General features: G+C 66.6%; 25 protein-coding genes. 21 read left to right on the top strand and 4 right to left on the bottom strand.

Going from position 1 to position 19529, the window contains the following annotated elements; genetic code table 11:
- The first annotated feature begins 1 nt into the window (after position 1).
- The 13 genes from rpsQ to AMK58_RS10300 all read left to right on the top strand — a co-directional run bounded on the left by rpsQ (position 2) and on the right by AMK58_RS10300 (position 6552).
- Positions 2 to 256, top strand: a complete 255-nt coding sequence (gene rpsQ, locus AMK58_RS10360; RefSeq protein ID WP_014241029.1) for a 30S ribosomal protein S17 — start codon at positions 2 to 4, stop codon at positions 254 to 256.
- A 17-nt stretch (positions 257 to 273) separates the two neighbouring features.
- The gene (gene rplN / locus AMK58_RS10355; RefSeq protein WP_012973215.1) at positions 274 to 642 is read left to right on the top strand and encodes a 50S ribosomal protein L14; all 369 of its coding nucleotides are present in this window, start codon (positions 274 to 276) and stop codon (positions 640 to 642) included.
- The gene (gene rplX / locus AMK58_RS10350; RefSeq protein ID WP_088123921.1) at positions 639 to 959 is read left to right on the top strand and encodes a 50S ribosomal protein L24; all 321 of its coding nucleotides are present in this window, start codon (positions 639 to 641) and stop codon (positions 957 to 959) included. The genes rplN and rplX overlap by 4 nt, the downstream gene beginning before the upstream one ends.
- Before the next feature lie 11 nt (positions 960 to 970).
- Positions 971 to 1513 (top strand): 50S ribosomal protein L5, encoded by a 543-nt coding sequence (gene rplE / locus AMK58_RS10345; RefSeq protein WP_035675042.1) that lies wholly within the window; start codon positions 971 to 973, stop codon positions 1511 to 1513.
- A gap of 19 nt (positions 1514 to 1532) precedes the next feature.
- Positions 1533 to 1838 carry a 30S ribosomal protein S14 gene (rpsN, locus tag AMK58_RS10340; RefSeq protein ID WP_014241026.1) on the top strand — a complete coding sequence of 102 codons (306 nt, stop codon included), beginning with the start codon at positions 1533 to 1535 and terminating at the stop codon, positions 1836 to 1838.
- A 13-nt stretch (positions 1839 to 1851) separates the two neighbouring features.
- Positions 1852 to 2250: a 30S ribosomal protein S8 gene (gene rpsH / locus AMK58_RS10335; protein ID WP_035675041.1), complete on the top strand. Its 399-nt coding sequence runs from the start codon at positions 1852 to 1854 to the stop codon at positions 2248 to 2250.
- A gap of 13 nt (positions 2251 to 2263) precedes the next feature.
- The gene (gene rplF / locus AMK58_RS10330) at positions 2264 to 2797 is read left to right on the top strand and encodes a 50S ribosomal protein L6 (protein ID WP_035675040.1); all 534 of its coding nucleotides are present in this window, start codon (positions 2264 to 2266) and stop codon (positions 2795 to 2797) included.
- A gap of 8 nt (positions 2798 to 2805) precedes the next feature.
- The gene (rplR, locus tag AMK58_RS10325; RefSeq protein WP_035675039.1) at positions 2806 to 3168 is read left to right on the top strand and encodes a 50S ribosomal protein L18; all 363 of its coding nucleotides are present in this window, start codon (positions 2806 to 2808) and stop codon (positions 3166 to 3168) included.
- 12 nt (positions 3169 to 3180) lie between these two features.
- Positions 3181 to 3762 carry a 30S ribosomal protein S5 gene (rpsE, locus tag AMK58_RS10320; protein ID WP_035675037.1) on the top strand — a complete coding sequence of 194 codons (582 nt, stop codon included), beginning with the start codon at positions 3181 to 3183 and terminating at the stop codon, positions 3760 to 3762.
- 2 nt (positions 3763 to 3764) lie between these two features.
- Entirely contained in the window at positions 3765 to 3956 is a 192-nt protein-coding gene (gene rpmD / locus AMK58_RS10315; RefSeq protein WP_014241022.1) for a 50S ribosomal protein L30, read from the top strand.
- A gap of 4 nt (positions 3957 to 3960) precedes the next feature.
- Positions 3961 to 4446 (top strand): 50S ribosomal protein L15, encoded by a 486-nt coding sequence (gene rplO, locus AMK58_RS10310; protein WP_014241021.1) that lies wholly within the window; start codon positions 3961 to 3963, stop codon positions 4444 to 4446.
- A 118-nt stretch (positions 4447 to 4564) separates the two neighbouring features.
- A complete protein-coding gene (gene secY, locus AMK58_RS10305; protein WP_014241020.1) occupies positions 4565 to 5905 on the top strand; it encodes a preprotein translocase subunit SecY in 1341 nt (446 codons plus the stop codon).
- Positions 5905 to 6552: an adenylate kinase gene (locus AMK58_RS10300; RefSeq protein ID WP_035675035.1), complete on the top strand. Its 648-nt coding sequence runs from the start codon at positions 5905 to 5907 to the stop codon at positions 6550 to 6552. Before secY ends, AMK58_RS10300 begins: the two co-directional genes overlap by 1 nt.
- A gap of 133 nt (positions 6553 to 6685) precedes the next feature.
- On the opposite strand, the gene AMK58_RS10295 is transcribed toward AMK58_RS10300, so the two are convergent.
- Positions 6686 to 7444, bottom strand: coding sequence for a FadR/GntR family transcriptional regulator (locus tag AMK58_RS10295; RefSeq protein WP_236778106.1), 759 nt, complete (start codon positions 7442 to 7444; stop codon positions 6686 to 6688).
- Between the two features lie 109 nt (positions 7445 to 7553).
- Positions 7554 to 8468 (bottom strand): DMT family transporter, encoded by a 915-nt coding sequence (locus AMK58_RS10290; protein ID WP_079285022.1) that lies wholly within the window; start codon positions 8466 to 8468, stop codon positions 7554 to 7556.
- 186 nt (positions 8469 to 8654) lie between these two features.
- Between AMK58_RS10290 and AMK58_RS10285 the strand changes: the two genes are divergently transcribed.
- The 5 genes from AMK58_RS10285 (at position 8655) to AMK58_RS10265 (ending at position 14941) form a co-directional block, all read left to right on the top strand.
- Positions 8655 to 9527: an N-formylglutamate amidohydrolase gene (locus tag AMK58_RS10285; RefSeq protein ID WP_051140315.1), complete on the top strand. Its 873-nt coding sequence runs from the start codon at positions 8655 to 8657 to the stop codon at positions 9525 to 9527.
- A gap of 6 nt (positions 9528 to 9533) precedes the next feature.
- Positions 9534 to 10664: a carboxylate-amine ligase gene (locus AMK58_RS10280; protein ID WP_035675029.1), complete on the top strand. Its 1131-nt coding sequence runs from the start codon at positions 9534 to 9536 to the stop codon at positions 10662 to 10664.
- Between the two features lie 173 nt (positions 10665 to 10837).
- Positions 10838 to 12148: an O-acetylhomoserine aminocarboxypropyltransferase gene (locus tag AMK58_RS10275; RefSeq protein ID WP_035675027.1), complete on the top strand. Its 1311-nt coding sequence runs from the start codon at positions 10838 to 10840 to the stop codon at positions 12146 to 12148.
- Positions 12149 to 12158: 10 nt separating this feature from the next.
- Positions 12159 to 12956: an alpha/beta fold hydrolase gene (locus AMK58_RS10270; RefSeq protein WP_059398867.1), complete on the top strand. Its 798-nt coding sequence runs from the start codon at positions 12159 to 12161 to the stop codon at positions 12954 to 12956.
- A 131-nt stretch (positions 12957 to 13087) separates the two neighbouring features.
- The gene (locus AMK58_RS10265) at positions 13088 to 14941 is read left to right on the top strand and encodes a sensor histidine kinase (protein WP_035675023.1); all 1854 of its coding nucleotides are present in this window, start codon (positions 13088 to 13090) and stop codon (positions 14939 to 14941) included.
- Between the two features lie 98 nt (positions 14942 to 15039).
- Here the strand turns inward: AMK58_RS10265 and AMK58_RS10260 are convergent, their stop codons facing one another.
- Positions 15040 to 15501: an Hsp20 family protein gene (locus AMK58_RS10260; RefSeq protein ID WP_014241011.1), complete on the bottom strand. Its 462-nt coding sequence runs from the start codon at positions 15499 to 15501 to the stop codon at positions 15040 to 15042.
- Between the two features lie 279 nt (positions 15502 to 15780).
- On the opposite strand from AMK58_RS10260, the gene AMK58_RS10255 reads away from it, so the two are divergent.
- Positions 15781 to 16188, top strand: coding sequence for a DUF1465 family protein (locus AMK58_RS10255; protein ID WP_035675022.1), 408 nt, complete (start codon positions 15781 to 15783; stop codon positions 16186 to 16188).
- Positions 16189 to 16271: 83 nt separating this feature from the next.
- Here AMK58_RS10255 and rpmE read toward each other — a convergent pair whose 3' ends face one another.
- Complete coding sequence (gene rpmE, locus AMK58_RS10250; RefSeq protein WP_014241009.1) at positions 16272 to 16496, bottom strand: 50S ribosomal protein L31; 225 nt, start codon at positions 16494 to 16496, stop codon at positions 16272 to 16274.
- 333 nt (positions 16497 to 16829) lie between these two features.
- Between rpmE and AMK58_RS10245 the strand changes: the two genes are divergently transcribed.
- Together AMK58_RS10245 and AMK58_RS10240 are read left to right on the top strand one after the other, a co-directional pair.
- Entirely contained in the window at positions 16830 to 18662 is a 1833-nt protein-coding gene (locus AMK58_RS10245; protein ID WP_236778105.1) for an ABC transporter transmembrane domain-containing protein, read from the top strand.
- A gap of 64 nt (positions 18663 to 18726) precedes the next feature.
- Entirely contained in the window at positions 18727 to 19524 is a 798-nt protein-coding gene (locus tag AMK58_RS10240; RefSeq protein WP_059398866.1) for a DUF2243 domain-containing protein, read from the top strand.
- Positions 19525 to 19529: the final 5 nt, after the last annotated feature.

Here is a 19529-nt window from a genome sequence, read left to right as displayed (position 1 = left end):
TATGCCTCGCCGCGTTCTGCAGGGCACGGTGGTCAGCGACAAGGGCGACAAGACGGTTATCGTCCTGGTCGAGCGCCGCGTCATGCACCCCGTGTACAAGAAGTTCATTCGTCAGTCGAAGAAGTACGCCGCCCACGACGAGGGCAACCAGTTCAAGGTCGGCGATACCGTTTCGATCATCGAATGCCGCCCGATCTCCAAGCGCAAGCGCTGGACGGTCGTGCTTGAGTCCGCCGCCGTTAGCGGCGCCGCGTAAACGGAAGGGTACAAACCATGATCCAGATGCAAACCAACCTGGAAGTCGCCGACAATAGCGGGGCGCGCCGGGTGCAGTGCATCAAGGTGCTTGGCGGGTCCAAGCGGAAGGTGGCCACCGTCGGCGACGTCATCGTCGTCTCCGTCAAGGAGGCCATTCCGAAGGGTCGCGTCAAGAAGGGCGACGTGCATCGCGCCGTCATCGTCCGCACCGCGAAGGAACTGCGCCGGGAGGACGGGTCCGCGATCCGTTTCGACCGCAATGCCGCCGTGCTGATCAACAAGCAGGGCGAGCCGATCGGCACGCGTATCTTCGGGCCGGTCACTCGTGAGCTTCGCGGCAAGAAGTTCATGAAGATCATCTCGCTGGCGCCGGAGGTGCTGTGATGGCCGCGAAGATCAAGACCAAGGACAAGGTCGTCATCCTTGCCGGCAAGGACAAGGGGAAGACCGGTGAGGTCCTCAAGGTCATCCCGGCGGAAAACCGTGTCGTCGTGCAGGGCGTGAACGTGGTGAAGAAGCACCAGCGTCCGAGCGCCACCTCGCAGGGCGGCATCGTTGAGTTCGAGGCGCCGATCAACGTCTCGAATGTTGCTCATGTCGACCCCAAGGACGGCAAGCCGACCCGCGTCGGTTTCAAGGTCCTTGAGGATGGCCGCAAGGTGCGTGTCGCCAAGCGGTCCGGCGAAGTCATCGACGTGTGAGGACCGGACCAATGGCTGCACGTTTGAAGGAAGTGTACGACTCCAAGATCCGCGCCGCGCTCAAGGCTGAGTTCGGCTATGCGAACGACATGGAAGTTCCGCGGATCGAGAAGATCGTCATCAACATGGGTGTCGGCGAGGCTGTCGGCGACTCCAAGAAGATCCAGAATGCGGTGAGCGAACTGACGGCGATTAGCGGCCAGAAGCCGATCGTCACGAAGTCCCGCAAGTCGATCGCGCAGTTCAAGCTGCGTGAGGGCATGGCGATCGGGTGCAAGGTCACGCTCCGTCGTGAGCGGATGTACGAGTTCCTGGATCGCCTGGTCACGATCGCGTTGCCGCGTGTCCGCGACTTCCGCGGCATTCCCGGCAACAGCTTCGACGGCCGTGGCAACTATGCCATGGGCGTGAAGGAGCAGATCATTTTCCCGGAGATCGACTACGACAAGATCGATCAGATCCGCGGCATGGACATCATTTTCGTCACCTCGGCGAAGACCGACAAGGAGGCCAAGGCTCTCCTGAAGGCCTTCGACATGCCGTTTGTGGCCTGATTGGCTGGAGCACGACCCCATGGCTAAGACCAGTGCCATCGAGAAGAACAAGCGTCGCACCAAGCTGGTGAAGCAGTTCGCCAACAAGCGTGCCCGCCTGAAGGCCATCGCCTCCGATCGCTCCCTCCCGCCGGAAGAGCAGTTCGCCGCCCGCCTCAAGCTGGCCGAAATGCCGCGCAACTCGTCGAAGGTGCGCATCCGCAACCGCTGTGAAATGACCGGCCGTCCGCGGGCGTTCTATCGCAAGTTTAAGCTGTCCCGCGTCACCCTCCGTGAACTGGCCTCGACTGGCCAGATCCCGGGGATGGTGAAGTCGAGCTGGTAAGGAGGGTCGGAGAATGTCTTTGAGCGATCCGCTCGGCGATATGCTGACCCGCATTCGCAACGGTCAGCACGCCCGTATGTCTGTTGTGCAGAGCCCGGCGTCGAAGCTGCGCAGCAACGTGCTTGAGGTTCTCAAGCGCGAGGGTTACATCCGCGGCTACTCCGAGGAGGAGCTGCGCCCCGGCATCAAGAACCTGAAGATCGAGCTGAAGTATCACGAAGGCGAGCCTGTGATTAAGCAGATCGCCCGTGTGTCGAAGCCCGGCCGCCGCGTCTATTCGAAGATCACCGATCTGCCCCGCGTCTTCAACGGCCTCGGCATCGCGATCCTCTCCACGCCGCGCGGCGTGATGTCGGACAATGAGGCCCGCGCCGCCAACGTCGGCGGTGAAGTCCTCTGCCGCGTGTTCTAAGGGGGACCCTTCGATGTCGCGCATTGGAAAGCATTCCGTGCCGGTTCCCGCTGGTGTTGACGTCGCCGTCAACGGCCAGTTGGTGACGGCCAAGGGCAAGCTGGGTTCGCTCAGCCTGACCCTCATCGATGACATCACGGCCAAGCTGGAAGACGGCAAGGTCGTGGTGGCCCCGGCGAACGACAGCAAGCGCGCCCGCGTCATGTGGGCAACCTCGCGCACCCTGATCAACAACATGGTCACGGGCGTCAACCAGGGCTTCACCATCAACCTCGAGATCAACGGCGTCGGTTACCGTGCCGCCGTGCAGGGCAAGGAGCTGGTCATGCAGCTCGGCTACTCGCACGACGTCAAGTACCCGATCCCGGAGGGCATCACCATCAAGTGTGACAAGCCCACCGCGATCTCGGTGTCGGGCTTCGACAAGCAGAAGGTCGGTCAGGTGGCCGCGGAGATCCGCGGTTGGAAGAAGCCGGAGCCCTATAAGGGCAAGGGCATCAAGTACGACACCGAGACGATCATCCGCAAGGAAGGCAAGAAGAAGTAAGGTCCGCCATGCTCAAGCCAAAGCAACTCCACGAGCGCCGCAAGCAGCGCGTGCGCGCGCAGATTGCCAAGAAGGCCGGCGGGCGGGCTCGCCTCTCGGTTTTCCGGTCCAATCTGCACATCTACGCCCAGATCATCGACGACGAGAACGGCCGCACGGTCGCCTCGGCCTCGTCCGTGGAAAAGGAGCTGCGCGAGCAGCTCAAGCACGGTGGGAACGTCGAAGCCGCCCAGAAGATCGGCTCGCTCATCGCCGAGCGCGCCAAGGCGGCGGGCGTCACCGAGGTCGTGTTCGACCGTGGTGGCTACATTTACCACGGCCGGGTCAAGGCCCTGGCTGACGCCGCCCGCGAGGGCGGGCTGTCGTTCTAAGGAGGCTCCGAAATGGCACGTGAAAGAGGCGAGCGGAGCGACCGTGATCGGCAGCCGCGCGATCGCGACCGGGAAGAGAGCGAGCTGATCGAAAAGCTCGTTGGTATCAACCGCGTCGCCAAGGTTGTGAAGGGTGGCCGTCGCTTCGGCTTCGCCGCCCTGGTGGTGGTCGGTGACGGCAAGGGCCGCGTCGGCGTCGGATCGGGCAAGGCCCGTGAAGTGCCGGAGGCGATCCGCAAGGCGACCGACCAGGCGAAGCGCGGCATGATCCGCGTTCCGCTCCGCGAAGGCCGCACGCTGCATCATGACTCCAACGGTCACTTCGGTGCCGGCAAGGTTGTGCTGCGCACCGCCCCGGCCGGTACCGGCATCATCGCCGGCGGCCCGATGCGTGCGATCTTCGAGGCCCTGGGTGTGCAGGATGTGGTGACGAAGTCCATCGGCACCTCCAACCCGCACAACATGATCAAGGCGACCTTCGACGCGCTGTCGCAGGTTTCCAGCCCGCGCAGCGTCGCCGCCCGCCGCGGCCGTCGCGTGAGCGACATCCTCGGCAAGCGTGAAACCGGCGCCGCCGGTGCGCAGGAGGCTTGATCATGGCCGAGAAGAAGACCGTCATCGTCACCCAGACCGGCAGCCCGATCGGTCGTAAGCACGACCAGCGCGAGACGCTGGTCGGTCTGGGTCTCAACAAGCTGCACCGGACCCGCGAGCTGGAGGACACTCCGGCCGTGCGGGGCATGATCGCCAAGGTCGCGCACCTGGTCCGCGTCGAGAACGAGGGCTGAACCCATGACGAAGCTGAACGATCTCCGGGACAACCCCGGTGCCCGTAAGGAGCGCATGCGCGTCGGCCGCGGTATCGGTTCGGGCAAGGGCAAGACCGGCGGCCGTGGCGTCAAGGGTCAGACCTCGCGCACCGGCGTGGCCATCAACGGCTTTGAAGGTGGCCAGATGCCCCTTCACCGCCGCCTTCCGAAGCGCGGTTTCCGCAACATCTTCGCGAAGGAATACTCGGTCGTGAACCTGGGCCTGGTCCAGAAGTTCATCGACGCCGGGAAGCTCGACGCCAGCCAGACCATCGATGCGGTGGCCCTGGAAGCGGCGGGCGTCACCGGCAAGGTGAAGAAGGACGGCATCCGTCTGCTGGGCAAGGGCGCCCTGACGACGAAGGCCAGCTTCACCGTGGCCGGCGCCTCCAAGTCGGCTGTGGAAGCGGTCGAGAAGGCGGGTGGCAGCGTCACGCTGACCGCGTCCGCCGCCGAAGCCGCCGAGTGATCGGAAGCCCGCGCTTGCGCGCGGGCCTCTTCCGGCACTAAATGAAGCGAAGTTGCGAGGGGCGGCCTGCATCCTGCAGGACCGCCCCGTTCGTGCATTAGGGACAGGGATACGACCCATGGCATCAGCGGCCGAGCAGCTTGCCGCGAACATTAATTTCGGGGCCTTCTCCAAGGCGACCGAGCTGAAGAAGCGGATCTGGTTCACCCTTGGTGCCTTGATCATCTACCGCCTGGGCACCTACATCCCGATTCCGGGCGTCAACCCGCAGATCCTGGCCGATATTTTTCGGCAGCAGGGCGGGGGCATCCTGGGCATGTTCGACATGCTGGCCGGCGGCGCGTTGCACCGCATGACGATCTTCGCGCTCAACATCATGCCGTACATTTCGGCCTCCATCATCGTGCAGCTTCTGACCGCGGTGTCGCCGCAGATGGAAGCGCTGAAGAAGGAAGGCGAGTCGGGCCGCAAGAAGCTGAACCAGTACACCCGCTACGGCACCGTCCTTCTGGCGACCGTGCAGGCCTGGGGCTTGGCGGTGGGGCTTGAGGCGATGACCGGCGCATCCGGCGCCGCGGTTCCGGAACCGGGGCTGTTCTTCAAGATCGCCACGGTCATCACGCTGGTCGGCGGCACGATGTTCCTGATGTGGCTGGGCGAGCAGATCACCGCCCGCGGCATCGGCAACGGCATCTCCCTCATCATTTTCGCCGGCATCGTTGCCGAGCTGCCGCGCGCGCTCGTCAGCACGCTGGAGCTGGGCCGCACCGGCGCGCTGTCCACGCTGTTCATCGTCTTCCTGCTGCTGATGGCGGTGGGCGTCGTGTTCTTCATCGTGTTCATGGAGCGCGCGCAGCGCCGGCTGCTGATCCAGTATCCGAAGCGTCAGATGGGCAACCGCGTGTTCGGCGGCGAAGCGTCGCACCTGCCGCTGAAGCTGAACACCTCGGGCGTCATCCCGCCGATCTTCGCGTCGTCGCTGCTGCTGTTGCCGCTGACCGCGGTCGGCTTTGCCGGCGGCGAGGGTCCGGAGTGGCTGCAGACCGTCACGCGCTATCTCGCGCACGGCACGCCGCTCTACATGATCCTGTATTCGGCGCTGATCATCTTCTTCTGCTTCTTCTACACGGCCATCGTCTTCAACCCCGCGGACACGGCCGAGAACCTGCGTAAGTATGGCGGCTTCATTCCCGGCATCCGTCCGGGCAAGAACACCGCGGACTACATCGACTACGTGCTGACCCGGTTGACGGTGATCGGTTCGGCCTACCTTGTGGCGGTTTGTCTCCTCCCCGAAATCCTGATTTCCCAGCATTCGGTTCCGTTCTATTTTGGCGGCACCAGCCTGCTGATCGTGGTCACGGTGACGATGGACACGGTTGCGCAGATTCATTCCCATCTGCTGGCCCACCAGTATGAGGGGCTGATTAAAAAAGCGAAGCTTCGGGGGAGAAAGTAATGAATCTCATTCTGCTCGGACCGCCGGGCGCCGGGAAGGGGACCCAGGCGCGGCGTCTCGAAGACACGCGCGGGCTCGTCCAGCTTTCTACGGGCGATATGCTCCGCGCGATGGTCGCCGAGGGTGGTCCGCTTGGGCAGCAGGCGAAGGACATCATGTCCGCCGGCAAATTGATGCCGGACGAGCTGATGGTCAAAATCATCGCTGAGCGCATTTCCAAGCCGGATGTGGCCAACGGCTTCATCCTCGATGGTTTTCCGCGCACGGTCGCCCAGGCCGAGGCGCTGGACACCATGCTGTCGGACAAGGGCCTGAAGCTCGACCACGTGATCGAGATGAAGGTCGTGGACGACGTCCTGGTGGAGCGCATCACCGGCCGTTACACCTGCGCCAAGTGCGGCAAGGGCTATCACGACGTCTTCGAAAAGCCGAAGGTCGAGGGCGTCTGCGATGTCTGCGGCAGCACGGAGTTCAAGCGCCGGGCCGATGACAACGCGGACACGGTGAAGACCCGTCTCGCCCAGTATCACGAGCAGACCGCGCCGATTCTGCCGTATTATCAGAGCCGTGGGGTTCTGAAGACGGTGGACGGCATGGCCGAGATCGACGACGTGACGAAGCAGATCGAGGGCATCCTGGCGTCCTGAGCGGGCCGCCTGACCAGGATTGTCCTGATCGGCTGAAAGGAAAAGCCGCGAGGATCTTCGGACCCTTGCGGCTTTTTCTATGTCGTGACGACGAGGCGGGGAGGGTGATGCTCCCCAAAGACGCCGCCTCTCTTTACGAAGCGGCGTCGGTGTCGGGGCGTGAGAGGTCTTCCGCCTTCCGGCTCAGATCGTTGTAGCGGTCGAGCACCCAGCCGAGGTGATCGGTGGCCGCAACGGCGGCGGCATCGGCGTCGCGGCGCCGGATGGCGTCGTAGATGGCGCGGTGATGGTCGATCATCAGCGCCTCGCGGCCCAGCGCGAAGGGCTCGGTGTGGTGATACTCCATCATCTGGCCGAGGATGTCGCGGATGGTCGCCAGCAGGTGCAGATAGACCGGGCTTCCCGCCGCTTGTGCGACGGCGAGATGGAAGTCCATGTCGTCGGCGGCCTGCTTGCCGTCGCGACCCGTCTCGCCCATCGCGGCGAGGACCCGCCCGATGTGGTCGATCTGCTCTTGGGTCGCGCGCTCGGTGGCGCGCCGGGCCGCCCAGCTTTCCAGGGCCTGCCGGATCTCCACGAGGTCGCAGAGGTTGGCGTGCTTCACGCGGACCATCTCGGTCAGAGCGCCGTCCATGGCGCCTGCAGAGGATACCACGCGTGTCCCGCCGCCCTGGACGGCGGTCAGGAAGCCCTGCGTCTTCAGCTTCTGCAGGGCCGCGCGCACCGAGACCCGGCTGACGTGGAGCTGCTCCGCGAGCTGGCGCTCGCCGGGCAGGCGCTCTCCCGGAACGAGTTCGCCACGGGCGATCCGTTCGAGAATCCGCTCCGCCACCCATTCGGAAATGCGCTGGGAGGAGGCCGGTACGTGGTGGGGTTCTTCGGTGTCGGACACGGTGTCATGCCCTTTCATCAGCAATCGGTCATAGGTCGTACCCGAGTCGGGCAAATCACGTCAACTCGCATCCAGACGGCGGCGTATGGGTCGCATCACCGGCGGCGTTTCATCGGCTCCCACGGCGGGCCATCAGAATGCCTGCCAAAACCACGGCGCCGCCCACCGCCTGGAGAATCCCGAGCGGTTCGGCGAGCAGCGCCCAAGCCAGCACCGCCGCGGCTGCCGGCTGGAGCAGCAGGCTGACGGAGGAGAAGGCTGCGGGCAGATGAGCCAGCGCATAGGCGATCAGGCTCTGGCCACCGGCGTGGCTGACCAGGGCGAGCCCCAGCAGCACAGCCCATCCACCAAGCGATCCGGCGATCAGGCTCTCCCCCGACAGCAGGGCAATGGGCAGCAGGGCGAGGCCGGTGACGACTCCGCTCCAGGTCATGATGGTGGCCGTGGAGAACTCCGCCCGCAGCCGGCCCACCGCCAGGATGTAGCCGCCGTAGAAGACCGCGGTCAGCAGCCCGAGGGCGTCGCCGAACAGGTGGTCCGGGCTCAGCTTCAGACTCTGCCCCATCAGCACGACGGCCCCGCACAGCGCCAGCCCGAGGCCCATCAGGAAGGTCCGGCTGAACCGCTCCTTGAACACCAGCCAGGACACCAACGTCACGAAAATCGGCGCGAAGTTCGCGAGCAGCGTGGAGTTGGCGACGGAGGTGTAGCGAATCGACCAGTGCCAGATGGCGAGATCCCCGGCGAAGAACAGGCCCGCCGCGGTCAGCCGGGCGTAATCGGACAGCGACGAGGGCTTGCGCGACCGCGCGCCTCCCTTCGGTTCCACAGCCATCCAGACCCACAGGGCCGGGATCGCGAAGGCAAGCCGCCAGAAGGCGGTGGCGCTCGGTCCCAATTCGGAGAGGCGCACGAAGATCGGTGCGAAGGCGATTCCCAGCGCCCCGATCAGAAGGGCAATCAGCGCGATCCGTTGCGCGGAGTCGGCGCGCGCGACGGGGGCGAGGGTGCTGGCGTCCGGCATGGCGTCCGTTATAACGGACGCAACCTGCGGACGCCACGTCCCCCCGCCGCATGGCTCGTCTGCGGAAGTCTTGGATTGTGGGACATCGTCCCGCCGGTGGGATCATCCTCGCGTCCGGACCGTTGCCTTGGGGACCAGCCGGCGGAAACTTCCGCTGCGACCGAGACCCTGCAATACTGTGCCATCATGACGCAGCGATCCCCCTGCAAGCCCGCCGAACACCCCCGACCGGTGACCCTGCCGTCGCCGCCTCGCGCCGCGCCGGCCGTACCGTTGCTGGGTCCCGACGATCCGCCGCCGGTGACCGTGCTGCGCCCGGAGTCGGACAGCCCGGTCCTGCTGCTGTGCGATCACGCCTCGCGGGCCATTCCGAAGGCTCTGGGGACGCTGGGGCTGGACGAGGCGAATCTGTGCCGGCACATCGCTTACGACATCGGTGCGGCGGAGGTGACGCGGCGGCTGTCGGAGCGGTTCGGCGCGGCGGCGGTGCTGTCCGGCTACTCGCGGCTGGTCATTGATCCGAACCGCGCGCTGGACGATCCCACGGCGATCCCGGTGGTCAGCGACGATGTGGTCATCCCCGGCAACCGCGCCTTGGACCGGGCGGAGGAGGAGCGTCGCGTCGACGCCATCTTCCGGCCCTATCACGAGGCCGTCGCCGCCGAGGTCGCCCGGCGGCGGGAGCGCGGGCAGGTGCCGGTGCTGCTGTCGATCCACAGCTTCACGCCCGCCATGCGCGGCGTCGCCCGGCCGTGGCACGTCGGCATCCTGTGGGACCACGACCCGCGCATCCCGATCCCGATGATCGCGCGGCTGCGCGCTGACGGGCGCTGGTGCGTCGGCGACAATGAGCCCTACTCGGGGCGGACCACCCTGGGCGGCACGGTGGAAAGCCACGCGACCCCCGCCGGGCTGCCCAACGTCCTGGTCGAGGTGCGCCAGGACCTGATCGCCACGCCGGAGGGGGCGGCGCTGTGGGCGACGGTGCTGGGCGACGCGCTTGAGCCGATCCTGGCCGACCCCGATCTCTACCAGATCAAACTGTTCCCGCGGGAGTGAGCGTTCATGGAGCCGGCCTTCACGCTGGGGCTTGAGGAAGAGTATCTGCTGGTCGACCGCAGTTCGCGGGACATCGCGCGCAACCCGCCGGACGAGATGCTGGAGGCCTGCCAGGAGCAGGCGCCGGGCCAGATCCATCCGGAATTCCTGCGCTGCCAGATCGAGGTCGGCACGCCGGTCTGCGCCACCCTTGCGGAGGCGCGGGCGGAGTTGGCGCGGCTGCGCGCCACGGTGGCCGGGGTGGCGCGCGCCCATAATCTGGCGCCCATTGCTGCCTCCACCCATCCCTTCGCCGCCTGGGAGCCGCAGAAGCACACCAACCGCGACCGCTACAACATGCTGGCCCGCGACCTGGGCGCTCCGGCGCGGCGGCTGATGATCTGTGGCATGCACGTCCATGTCGGGATCGAGGACGACGACCTGCGCATCGACCTGATGAATCAGGTCCGCTACTTCCTGCCGCATCTGCTGGCGCTGTCCACCTCCTCGCCCTTCTGGCGGGGGCAGGACATGCAGCGCAAATCCTACCGGCTGGCGGTGTGGAACGAGCTGCCGCGCACCGGCATGCCCGACAGCTTCCAGAGCTTCGGCGAGTATCAGCAGCAGGTGAACGTCCTGGTCAACGCCGGCATCATCGAAGACGCGAGCAAGCTGTGGTGGGACATCCGTCCGTCCCAGCGCTTCCCGACCTTGGAGATGCGGATCACCGACGTCTGCACCCGGCTCGACGACGCCGTGACGGTGGCGGCGCTGTTCCGTTGCCTGCTGCGGATGCTGTGGCGGTTGCGGCTGACGAACGTGACGTGGCGGCCCTACAAGAACCTGCTGATCGGCGAGAACCGCTGGCGCGCCCAGCGCTACGGCCTCGACGAGGGGCTGGTCGATTTCGGGCGCGGCACCATCGTTCCCTACGCCGACCTGATGGAGGAGCTGATTGAGCTGACCCGCGAGGACGCCGAGCGATTCGATTGCGTGGCGGAGGTCGCCAACGCCCGCGACATCATCCGCCGCGGCACCAGCGCCCACCGTCAGGTGGCCATCTACCGCGAGGCGCTGGAGCAGGGCGCCACCGGCTGGGAGGCTCTGGCCCAGGTGGTCGATTGGCTGGCCGAGGAGACCATGGTCGGGGTGGAATGAATTGCTTCGAAATCGGAGGCAACTTTCGGAAACCCACTACTTGACCTTTGCGTCATCCAGCCATACCCTCCCCGCAAATCAGCTCACCGAGTTGAGCAGGGCAGGCAATAAAAACGAAGCAGTGAGGGCCGCTCGCACCACGGGCGGCCCTTACCTTTTTCAGGGGGAAGGGAATGGCCGACGCCAAGTTCCTCAAGTTCGATACGCTGAGCCTGCACGCCGGCCAGCGGCCCGACCCGGCCACCGGGGCGCGGGCGGTGCCGATCTACCAATCCACGTCCTACGTCTTCGAAGACACCGACCACGCCGCCTCGCTGTTCAACCTGGAACGGCCGGGGCACATCTATTCCCGCATCTCCAACCCCACGGTGGCGGTGCTGGAGGAGCGGCTGGCGGCCCTGGACGGCGGCGTCGGCGCGGTCTGCACGGCCAGCGGTCAGGCGGCCCTGACGCTCGCCATCATGACGCTGATGGACGCCGGCGGGCACATCGTCGCCTCCTCGTCGATCTACGGCGGCAGCCGCAACCTGCTGGCCTACACGCTGCCGCGATTCGGCATCACCACGACCTTCGTGAATCCGCGCGACCTCGACGGCTTCCGTGCGGCCATCCGGCCGGAGACGCGGCTGCTGTTCGGCGAGGTGCTGGGCAATCCGGGGCTGGAGGTGCTCGATATCCTCCGCCTGTCGGCGATTGCGCATGAGGCGGGTCTGCCGCTGATGGTCGATGCGACCTTCGTCACGCCCTATCTGTGCAAGCCGCTGAGTTTCGGCGCCGATCTGGTCATGCATTCCTGCACCAAATGGCTGGCCGGACACGGTGTCGCCATCGGCGGGGTGGTGATCGACGGCGGCACCTTCGACTGGGAGGCGTCCGGCAAGTTCCCGACCCTGACCGAACCCTACGCCGGCTATCACGGCATCGACTTCGCGGAGGAGTACGGGCCGGCGGCCTTCATCATGCGCGCCCGCGCAGAGGGGCTGCGCGACTTCGGCGCCTGCATGAGCCCGATGAACGCCTTCCAGATCCTCCAGGGCGTGGAAACCCTGCCGCTGCGCATGAAGGGCCACATCCACAACACCCGCAAGGTGCTGGGCTTCCTCGAGTCGGAGGCCTACGCGGAGAACGGCAGCGTCGCCTGGGTCACCCATCCCGAACTGCCTGACCATCCCGACCACCGGCTGCGCGCCCAGCTCCTGCCGCAAGGCGCCGGCTCCATCATCTCCTTCGGGATCAAGGGCGGGCGGGAGGCCGGACGGCGCTTCATCGAGAAGCTGGCGCTGTTCTCCCACCTCGCCAACGTCGGCGACGCCAAGTCACTGGTCATCCATCCCGCCAGCACCACCCACGCCCAGCTCGACGCCGAGGCGCTTGTCGCCGCCGGGGTGGGGGAGGACATGATCCGCCTGTCCATCGGGCTGGAGGATTGCGACGACCTGATCGACGATCTGCGCCAGGCGCTGCGCGCCGCGACGAAGGCGTGAGGAGATTGCCATGGACCTGACTGTCAACGGCCAGACCGTCTACGCCCACACCGGCGGGCGGCCGTTCGATCCGGCCCGGCCGGCGCTGGTGCTGATCCACGGCGCGGGCATGGACCACACGGTGTGGAGCCTGCAAAGCCGCTACCTCGCCCATCACGGGCGGTCGGTCCTGGCGGTGGACCTGCCGGGCCATGGCCGCTCCGGCGGGGCGCCGCTGCCGTCCATCGAGGAATTGGCGGGCTGGGTCGCGGCGTTGCTGGACGCGGTGGGCGTGGCGAAGGCGGCGCTCGCCGGCCACTCCATGGGCGCCCTGGTGGCCCTGGAAACCGCGGCGCGGCATGGTGACCGCATCGAATCGCTGGCCCTGCTGGGAGTGGCGGAGACGATGCCGGTCCATCCCGACCTGCTCGCCGCCGCGGCGCTGAACGACCCGTCCGCCATCGAGCTGGTCATCGGTTGGGGGCATGGGCCGCGGGGGCATGTCGGCGGCGCGGCGGCCCCCGGACTGTCGCTGCTCCCCGGCGGGCGGCGATTGATGCAGCGCGCCCGCCCCGGCGTGCTGGGCGTCGATCTGGGCGCCTGCAATGCCTATGTCCGCGGCGGCGCAGCGGCGGCGGCAGTGTCTTGCCCGGCATTGTTCCTGCTGGGTGGAGTCGACCGTATGACCCCTGCGAAATCCGGCAAGGCTCTCGCCGCTCAGGTTAGGCATTCGAAAGTCATCCAGCTGTCCGGCATAGGCCATATGGTTATGACGGAAGCACCGGACGCAACCACAGATGCCTTTTCGACGCAATTCTCCACGCGCTAAGCCTGCTGTTTCTTCGTTGATTACAAGGACGTCATGAATCGTTAACGGATTGGCGTCTTACTGTTCTGCACTGGAGTGGCGATGCGGAATGGTGTTCTGTGCGGAGTCTTGAGCGGTATGTTCATGCCCTGATGGCCGGCGCCGGCGACATCGTCGCCGTGCTGTCGTCGGACGGTCGGTTCATTGATGTGGGAAGCGCGTGCCTTGGCGTGCTGGGCATCCCGCCGGAAGCCCTGCTGGGGACACCCGTGCTGGAACGCGTGCATCCGGACGACCGGGATGAGGCTGTCCGACGTCTTGCCGGCTGCGGCCATGGGACATCCGTCGAGAATGGCGGCCCGTTCCTTTGCCGGGTGCGCCACGCCGCAGGCGGGTGGCGCCATATGGAGACGACGGCGTTCAACCGGCCGGACGATCCCAAAATCCGGGGAATCGTTATCCACGCCCGTGACGTGACCGACCGGGTGGAGACCGAACAGCGGCTGCGGGCGAGTGAAGCGCTCTACCAGACGCTGGCCCGCTCCGCTCCAGTCGGCATTTTCCAGACGGATCGGGACGGCGGCATTGTCTTCGCCAACCCACGTTTTGCCGCCATTGCCGGGTTGTCTTCCGATGCCCTGTCCGGCCATGCCTGGCGGGCGTCTCTGCATCCGGAAGACCGCACACGGTTGGAGGCGGATTGGGCGCAGGCCGTGGCAGCGGGGCTGCCGGTTCTGCTGAATCTGCGGTTCTGCGCGACCGATGGCACGATCACCTTCGCCCTGTGTCAGGGCTCACCGCTGACCGATGCGGACGGGCGGGTGCAGGGCTGGGTCGGCACGTTGACCGACATGACCGAGTATGTGCGGACCGCCGATGCTCTGCTGATGGCGGAGGCCCGGACCAACGCCATCGTCGACGCCGCCGCCGACGCCATCGTCACCATGGACGGGGAGGGCATCGTCCACAGCTTCAACCCGGCGGCGGAGGCAATGTTCGGCATTCCGGCCGCCGATATGCTGTGGAGCCGGATCGACCGGCTGATCCCGGACATCGGCGCGCTGCTGCAGGATGGTGGGTTGGCCGTCTACCAGCCGGGCGGCGAGGCCCACGGTGCCGGGGCCGTGCGGGAGGCCGTGGCGGTGCGTGGCGGCGACCGCTTTCCCATCGAACTGTCGGTGAGCGCGGTCGAGACGGGAGGGCGCCGCGTTTTCACCGGCATCATCCGCGACATCACCGCGCGCAAACGGAGCGAAGGCGACCTGATCGCGGCGAAGGAAGCCGCCGAGTCGGCGGACCGCGCCAAGTCGACCTTTCTCCAGGTCATGAGCCACGAACTGCGGACCCCGCTGAACGCGGTCATCGGCTTCGCCCAGGTGATCGAGATGCGGCTGCTCGGCGTGGGGGAGGTCGACCGCTACATCGATTACGCCGGGTCGATCCGCCAGTCGGGCGAGCATCTGCTGGCGATCATTGACGACATCCTGGACATCACGACCATCGAGGCGGGTGGGCTGCGGCTGAATGAATGCATCGTCGATCCGTCCGACTTGGTTGGGGAGGCGCTGAACCTCGTCGCCATCCAGGCGGGCAAGCGCGGCGTGCCGATCCGTATCGACCTTGAGGATGGGTTGCCGATGCTGTTCGGCGACGCGCTTCGCCTGCGGCAGGTGCTGGTGAACCTGCTGTCGAACGCCGTGAAATTCTCCAATCCCGGTGAAACCGCCGTCGTCCGTGCGCGCCGCAGGAGTGATGGCGGGGTGGAACTGTCGGTGACGGACACCGGCATCGGCATCGCGGCGGAGGATCTGCCGACGGCGATGACGCCCTTCGCCCAGGTCGATCAGTCGATGGCGCGGCGCTACGAGGGAATGGGCCTTGGTCTGTCCATCTCGAAGCGGCTGGTCGAGGCGCATGGCGGCACGCTGCGCATCGACAGCGTACCGGGGCAAGGGACCACGGTGACCGTGGCCTTGCCGCCGAGCAGGAGGCTGGCCGACGCATGACGGGAGCGGCGACGATTCGCCGCGAACGCAAAAACGGCGCCCCGGTTTGCCGGGGCGCCTTGTCGACGCGTGATGCGCTGGTGCGTGGTGCCTTGCGGTTACGCAGCCTGCTGGGTCAGCGCGGGTTTCGCCGTACCGGTGGTGCCGATCTGAATGGTCCGCGGCTTCATCGTTTCAGGCACCTCGCGCACCAGATCGATATGGAGCAGCCCGTTCAGCAGATTGGCGTTGCCCACCTTGATGAAGTCGGCAAGCTGAAAGCGGCGCTCGAAAGCGCGGCCGGCAATACCCCGGTAGAGGAATTGGCCGGTCTCCTGTTCCTTCTTAGCTTTCCCTGTGACCACCAAAGAGTTCTGCTGAGCGGTGATCTCCAGATCCTCCGGGCCAAAGCCGGCGACGGCCATGGTGATCCGGTAAGCATCGTCGCCCGTCTTCTCGATGTTGTAGGGCGGGTAGGACGCGGCGGCCTCGTCGCCGGTCATCGCGTTCTCCAGGAGACGCGAGAGGCGGTCGAACCCGACGGTCGAACGGAACAGGGGCGAAAGGTCGTAGGAGCGCATGACATATCCTCCAAAAGAGCGATACAGCGATCGGGGACCACGATCATCGTCGGTCCCTCGGCTTGCGGATCCGGCGAACCCCAACTGGGCGTCCGCCGATACCGCGACAGATAAGCGAGCGTCCTTTCCGTTCAAGAGCGCGCTTTTCGAAATTCACCGGACCGTGCCGTCCCCGGCCACAGGGCGGAAGGCGGGGGTCCACATTCACAAACCGATTGTTAATCAGTTGCGGCGAGGCTCGGAATCGGGCCATCCGGCCGCGGGAGGGGTACGGCCGTGATGGAAGCACCGACCTTCTTCAACGGGACTTATGATGAGACGATGGCGCTGCTGATCGAGGCGCGCAATTACATCGCCTATCATGACGCCGCCAGCCATCGGGCGCTGCCGCCCCATGTCCGGCTTCAGATCTCGTACGAATCGATGCGGGTGACCAGCCGGCTGACCCAGGTCATGGCTTGGCTGCTGGCGCAGAAGGCCGTTCATGCCGGGGAAATGACCCGTGAGCAGGCGGCGAGCGACGATTTTGCCCTGTCGGGCGGGGACATCTGCACGGATCCCTCCGGCCCCGACAACGAGCAGCTTCCGGAAGGCCTGCGCAGCCTTCTGGAGCGCAGCCACCGGCTCTACATGCGCGTCGCCCGGCTGGACGAGCGCGCCCGCGACGCGGTGGCTCTGGCCGGCTGACGGCCGGCGTTTTCAAAAGCCGCAAACGCGAAAAGGGCGCCCGGCGGACCGGACGCCCCTTTTCGTTTTGCGGACGAAGAAGATTACTTCTTCAGGCCGAAGCTCGCGAAGCGCTTGTTGAACTTGGCGATCTGGCCGCCCGTGTCCAGCAGCTTCTGCACGCCGGTCCAAGCCGGGTGCGACTTCGGGTCGATGTCGAGGCGCAGCGTATCGCCCGGCTTGCCCATCGTGGAGCGGGTCTTGAACGTGCTGCCGTCGGTCATCACCACGTTGATCTCGTGGTAGTCGGGATGGATATCAGTCTTCATGGCCGGGGTTCCTGCAAAGCGAGCGCGGTCTATAGCAAAGCATGCGGCATGATGCAACCGCGTTCCTGCGCCGGAAAGGCGGGTGGTTCCGAACCACCGCCGCTTCGCTGTGCCCCCCCCATCCTTCACCACGGAGACACCGGAGCACAGAGGATTCGAGCGCTTTCGCAACGCGGCGGCCGCGGCAGGATCTCCACGTCTTCGTGACTATGGTTCAATCGGGTGGCCACACCATACCTTGTTCATAGGCCCACCCCTTGCTATATGCCGTGTTTGCCCCCGTGCACCGCCTGCACATCGTCCTGCCGCCCGTCCTGCCGCTGGGGAGCCCCGGTGTCCCGTCATTCGTCGAAATCCGATCCGGTGTCCGAAGGGGCGCCTTCCTCCGCGTCGCGCCGCCGCAACCTGTCGCCGCTGCGCCGGCTGTTTCCTTTTTTGTGGCCGTATCGGCTGCAAATCCTGGGTGCCATGCTGGCCCTGACCGTGGCCGCCGGGACCGTGCTGGGGCTGGGGCAGGGGATGCGCGTCCTGGTGGACCAGGGGTTCGTTGCGGGCGATTCGGCGCTGCTCGACCGGGCGTTGCTGGTTTTGCTGGTGGTCATCGTGTTGATGGCAGCCTCGACCTTCGGCCGCTTCTATCTGGTTAGCTGGATCGGCGAGCGGGTGGTGGCCGACATCCGCCGCGCCGTCTACAACCATGTGGTGAAGCTCTCCCCCGGCTTCTTCGAAACCACCAAGACCGGCGAGATCCTGACGCGCCTGACCACCGACACCGAGGTGCTTCAAGTCGTGGTCGGTTCCTCCGTCTCCATCGCGCTGCGCAACACGCTGATGTTCGTGGGCGGCACGGCGATGCTGCTGGTGACCTCGCCGAAGCTGGCGGGGTTGGTGTTCCTGGGCGTGCCGGTGGTCATCCTGCCGATCATCATCCTGGGGCGGCGGGTGCGCGCCCTGTCGCGGGCCAGCCAGGACAAGATCGCCGACCTCGGCTCCTTCGTCGAGGAGACGCTGGGCGCCATCCGCACGATGCAGGCCTACACGCACGAGACCATCGACCGCAGCCTGTTCGGCGGGCGGGTCGAGGACGCCTTCGCCACCGCCCGGCGGCGGGTGACGGTGCGCGCCATCATGACGATGATCGTCATCGTGCTGGTGTTCGGCTCCGTCGGCCTCATCCTGTGGATCGGCGGGCATGACGTGCTGGCCGGTCGGCTGACGGTGGGGCAGCTCTCGGCCTTCGTCATCTATTCGGTGGTCGTCGCCGGTTCGGTCGGGGCGATCAGCGAGGTGGCCGGCGACCTTCAGCGCGCCGCCGGCGCCACGGAGCGGCTGTTCGACCTGCTGGACACCGAACCGGAAATCCGCGCCCCGGCCAATCCGCGCGCCCTGCCGGAACCGGCGCAGGGGGCACTGTCGTTCCGCGATGTGCGCTTCCATTACCCGTCGCGCCCGGACTGGGCGGCATTGAAGGAATTCTCCCTGGAGATCGAGCCGGGGGAAACGGTGGCCCTGGTCGGCCCGTCGGGCTCCGGCAAATCCACGGTGTTCCAGCTTCTGCTGCGCTTCTACGATCCGCAGGCCGGAGCGGTCAAACTGGACGGGGTGGACGTCCGCGACGCCGACCCGGTGGAGGTGCGGCGGCGGCTCGGCCTCGTGGCGCAGGACCCCGTGGTCTTCTCCGCCAATGCCTGGGAGAACATCCGCTACGGGCGTCCGGAGGCCACCGACGCCGAGGTGCTCGCCGCCGCCGAGGCCGCCCACGCGCTGGAATTCCTGCAGGCCTTGCCGGAAGGGCTGGACACCTTCCTGGGCGAGAAGGGCGTGCGCCTGTCCGGCGGCCAGCGCCAGCGCCTGTCCATCGCGCGGGCCATCCTGCGCGACCCGCCGGTGCTGCTGCTCGACGAGGCGACCAGCGCGCTCGACGCGGAGAGCGAGCGCATGGTGCAGGACGCGCTGGACAAGCTGATGACCCGGCGCACCACGATCATCATCGCCCACCGGCTGGCGACCGTGCTGAATGCCGACCGGATCGTGGTGATGGAGCAGGGACGCGTCGTCGCCACCGGGCGCCACGCCGACCTCGTCCGCGAGGGCGGCCTCTACGCCCGCCTTGCGGCGCTCCAGTTCGACCGCGCAGCGGACGAGGCCGGGCTGGTCGGGAGCTGAGGAGCCCCCCGCCGTCAGGAAACCAGATCCGGAACCCGCCTGCGCCCGCGGCGGTTGTCGGGCCATGTCCACCGACACGACTCATCTTCCTTCACCGGCACGGGCGGCAACGGGGCTCCCCTGGGCGGGATACCTGCTGGGTTTTGCGCTGGGCGGCTTTTTCGACGGAATCCTGCTGCATCAGGTGTTGCAGTGGCATCACCTGCTGTCGGCGGTCGAGTCCTCCGCCGTTCGGGACATCCGCGTCCAGATTCTGGCGGACGGCCTGTTCCACGCCGCGATGTACGTCGTCGCGGCGGTCGGCCTGTGGCTGCTGTGGCGGAGCCGGCGCCGCTTCGCCGAACCGCGGGCGGACCGTCTCCTCTTCGCCAACGCGCTGATCGGGTTCGGCGTCTGGCATATCCTTGACGGTGTTCTCTCCCATTGGCTCCTCGGCATCCACCGCATCCGCATGGATTCGGCCAATCCACTCCTCTGGGACCTGTTGTGGTTCGTCGTCTTCGGCGTTGCCGTCGTTGCGGCGGGCTGGCGGTTGCGGAGCGGTGGGGGAACGGACGGCGGTGGCCGCGCCGCGCCGGTTGCGCTGACGCTGGCGGTCCTGATCGCCGGACCGGTCGCCGCTCTGCCGCCGCCGGGCGTGACCACGGTCATGGTGCTGTTCACGCCCGGCACGACGGCGCCGGACGTCTTCGCCGCCGTGGCGGCGGTGGACGGGAGGACAGTCTGGCAGGACCCCTCCGGCCAGCTCTGGGCCATCGACCTGGGAGAGGACGGCAACCCGACGGCCCTGTACCGGCACGGCGCCCTGCTGGTCAGCAACACGCTGCTGCCGACCGGCTGCCTCGATTGGTTCCGGACCTGACGCGG

The sequence above is a fragment of the Azospirillum brasilense genome (genome assembly GCF_001315015.1).
Classification (GTDB): Bacteria; Pseudomonadota; Alphaproteobacteria; order Azospirillales; family Azospirillaceae; genus Azospirillum; species Azospirillum brasilense.
This window is presented reverse-complemented; position numbering and strand designations above follow the sequence as displayed.

Bases quoted from the DNA above. Each gene is read 5' to 3' on its own strand.
- rpmD (WP_014241022.1), top strand. From the start codon at position 3,765: ATGGCCGAGAAGAAGACCGTCATCGTCACCCAGACCGGCAGCCCGATC.
- rpsH (WP_035675041.1), top strand. From the start codon at position 1,852: ATGTCTTTGAGCGATCCGCTCGGCGATATGCTGACCCGCATTCGCAAC.
- rplO (WP_014241021.1), top strand. From the start codon at position 3,961: ATGACGAAGCTGAACGATCTCCGGGACAACCCCGGTGCCCGTAAGGAG.
- secY (WP_014241020.1), top strand. From the start codon at position 4,565: ATGGCATCAGCGGCCGAGCAGCTTGCCGCGAACATTAATTTCGGGGCC.
- AMK58_RS10265 (WP_035675023.1), top strand. From the start codon at position 13,088: ATGGCCGGCGCCGGCGACATCGTCGCCGTGCTGTCGTCGGACGGTCGG.
- AMK58_RS10260 (WP_014241011.1), bottom strand. From the start codon at position 15,501: ATGCGCTCCTACGACCTTTCGCCCCTGTTCCGTTCGACCGTCGGGTTC.
- rplN (WP_012973215.1), top strand. From the start codon at position 274: ATGATCCAGATGCAAACCAACCTGGAAGTCGCCGACAATAGCGGGGCG.
- rpsQ (WP_014241029.1), top strand. From the start codon at position 2: ATGCCTCGCCGCGTTCTGCAGGGCACGGTGGTCAGCGACAAGGGCGAC.
- rplE (WP_035675042.1), top strand. From the start codon at position 971: ATGGCTGCACGTTTGAAGGAAGTGTACGACTCCAAGATCCGCGCCGCG.
- rpmE (WP_014241009.1), bottom strand. From the start codon at position 16,496: ATGAAGACTGATATCCATCCCGACTACCACGAGATCAACGTGGTGATG.
- AMK58_RS10300 (WP_035675035.1), top strand. From the start codon at position 5,905: ATGAATCTCATTCTGCTCGGACCGCCGGGCGCCGGGAAGGGGACCCAG.
- AMK58_RS10280 (WP_035675029.1), top strand. From the start codon at position 9,534: ATGGAGCCGGCCTTCACGCTGGGGCTTGAGGAAGAGTATCTGCTGGTC.
- rplF (WP_035675040.1), top strand. From the start codon at position 2,264: ATGTCGCGCATTGGAAAGCATTCCGTGCCGGTTCCCGCTGGTGTTGAC.
- AMK58_RS10255 (WP_035675022.1), top strand. From the start codon at position 15,781: ATGGAAGCACCGACCTTCTTCAACGGGACTTATGATGAGACGATGGCG.
- rpsE (WP_035675037.1), top strand. From the start codon at position 3,181: ATGGCACGTGAAAGAGGCGAGCGGAGCGACCGTGATCGGCAGCCGCGC.
- AMK58_RS10270 (WP_059398867.1), top strand. From the start codon at position 12,159: ATGGACCTGACTGTCAACGGCCAGACCGTCTACGCCCACACCGGCGGG.
- rpsN (WP_014241026.1), top strand. From the start codon at position 1,533: ATGGCTAAGACCAGTGCCATCGAGAAGAACAAGCGTCGCACCAAGCTG.
- AMK58_RS10290 (WP_079285022.1), bottom strand. From the start codon at position 8,468: ATGCCGGACGCCAGCACCCTCGCCCCCGTCGCGCGCGCCGACTCCGCG.
- rplR (WP_035675039.1), top strand. From the start codon at position 2,806: ATGCTCAAGCCAAAGCAACTCCACGAGCGCCGCAAGCAGCGCGTGCGC.
- AMK58_RS10275 (WP_035675027.1), top strand. From the start codon at position 10,838: ATGGCCGACGCCAAGTTCCTCAAGTTCGATACGCTGAGCCTGCACGCC.
- AMK58_RS10240 (WP_059398866.1), top strand. From the start codon at position 18,727: ATGTCCACCGACACGACTCATCTTCCTTCACCGGCACGGGCGGCAACG.
- AMK58_RS10285 (WP_051140315.1), top strand. From the start codon at position 8,655: ATGACGCAGCGATCCCCCTGCAAGCCCGCCGAACACCCCCGACCGGTG.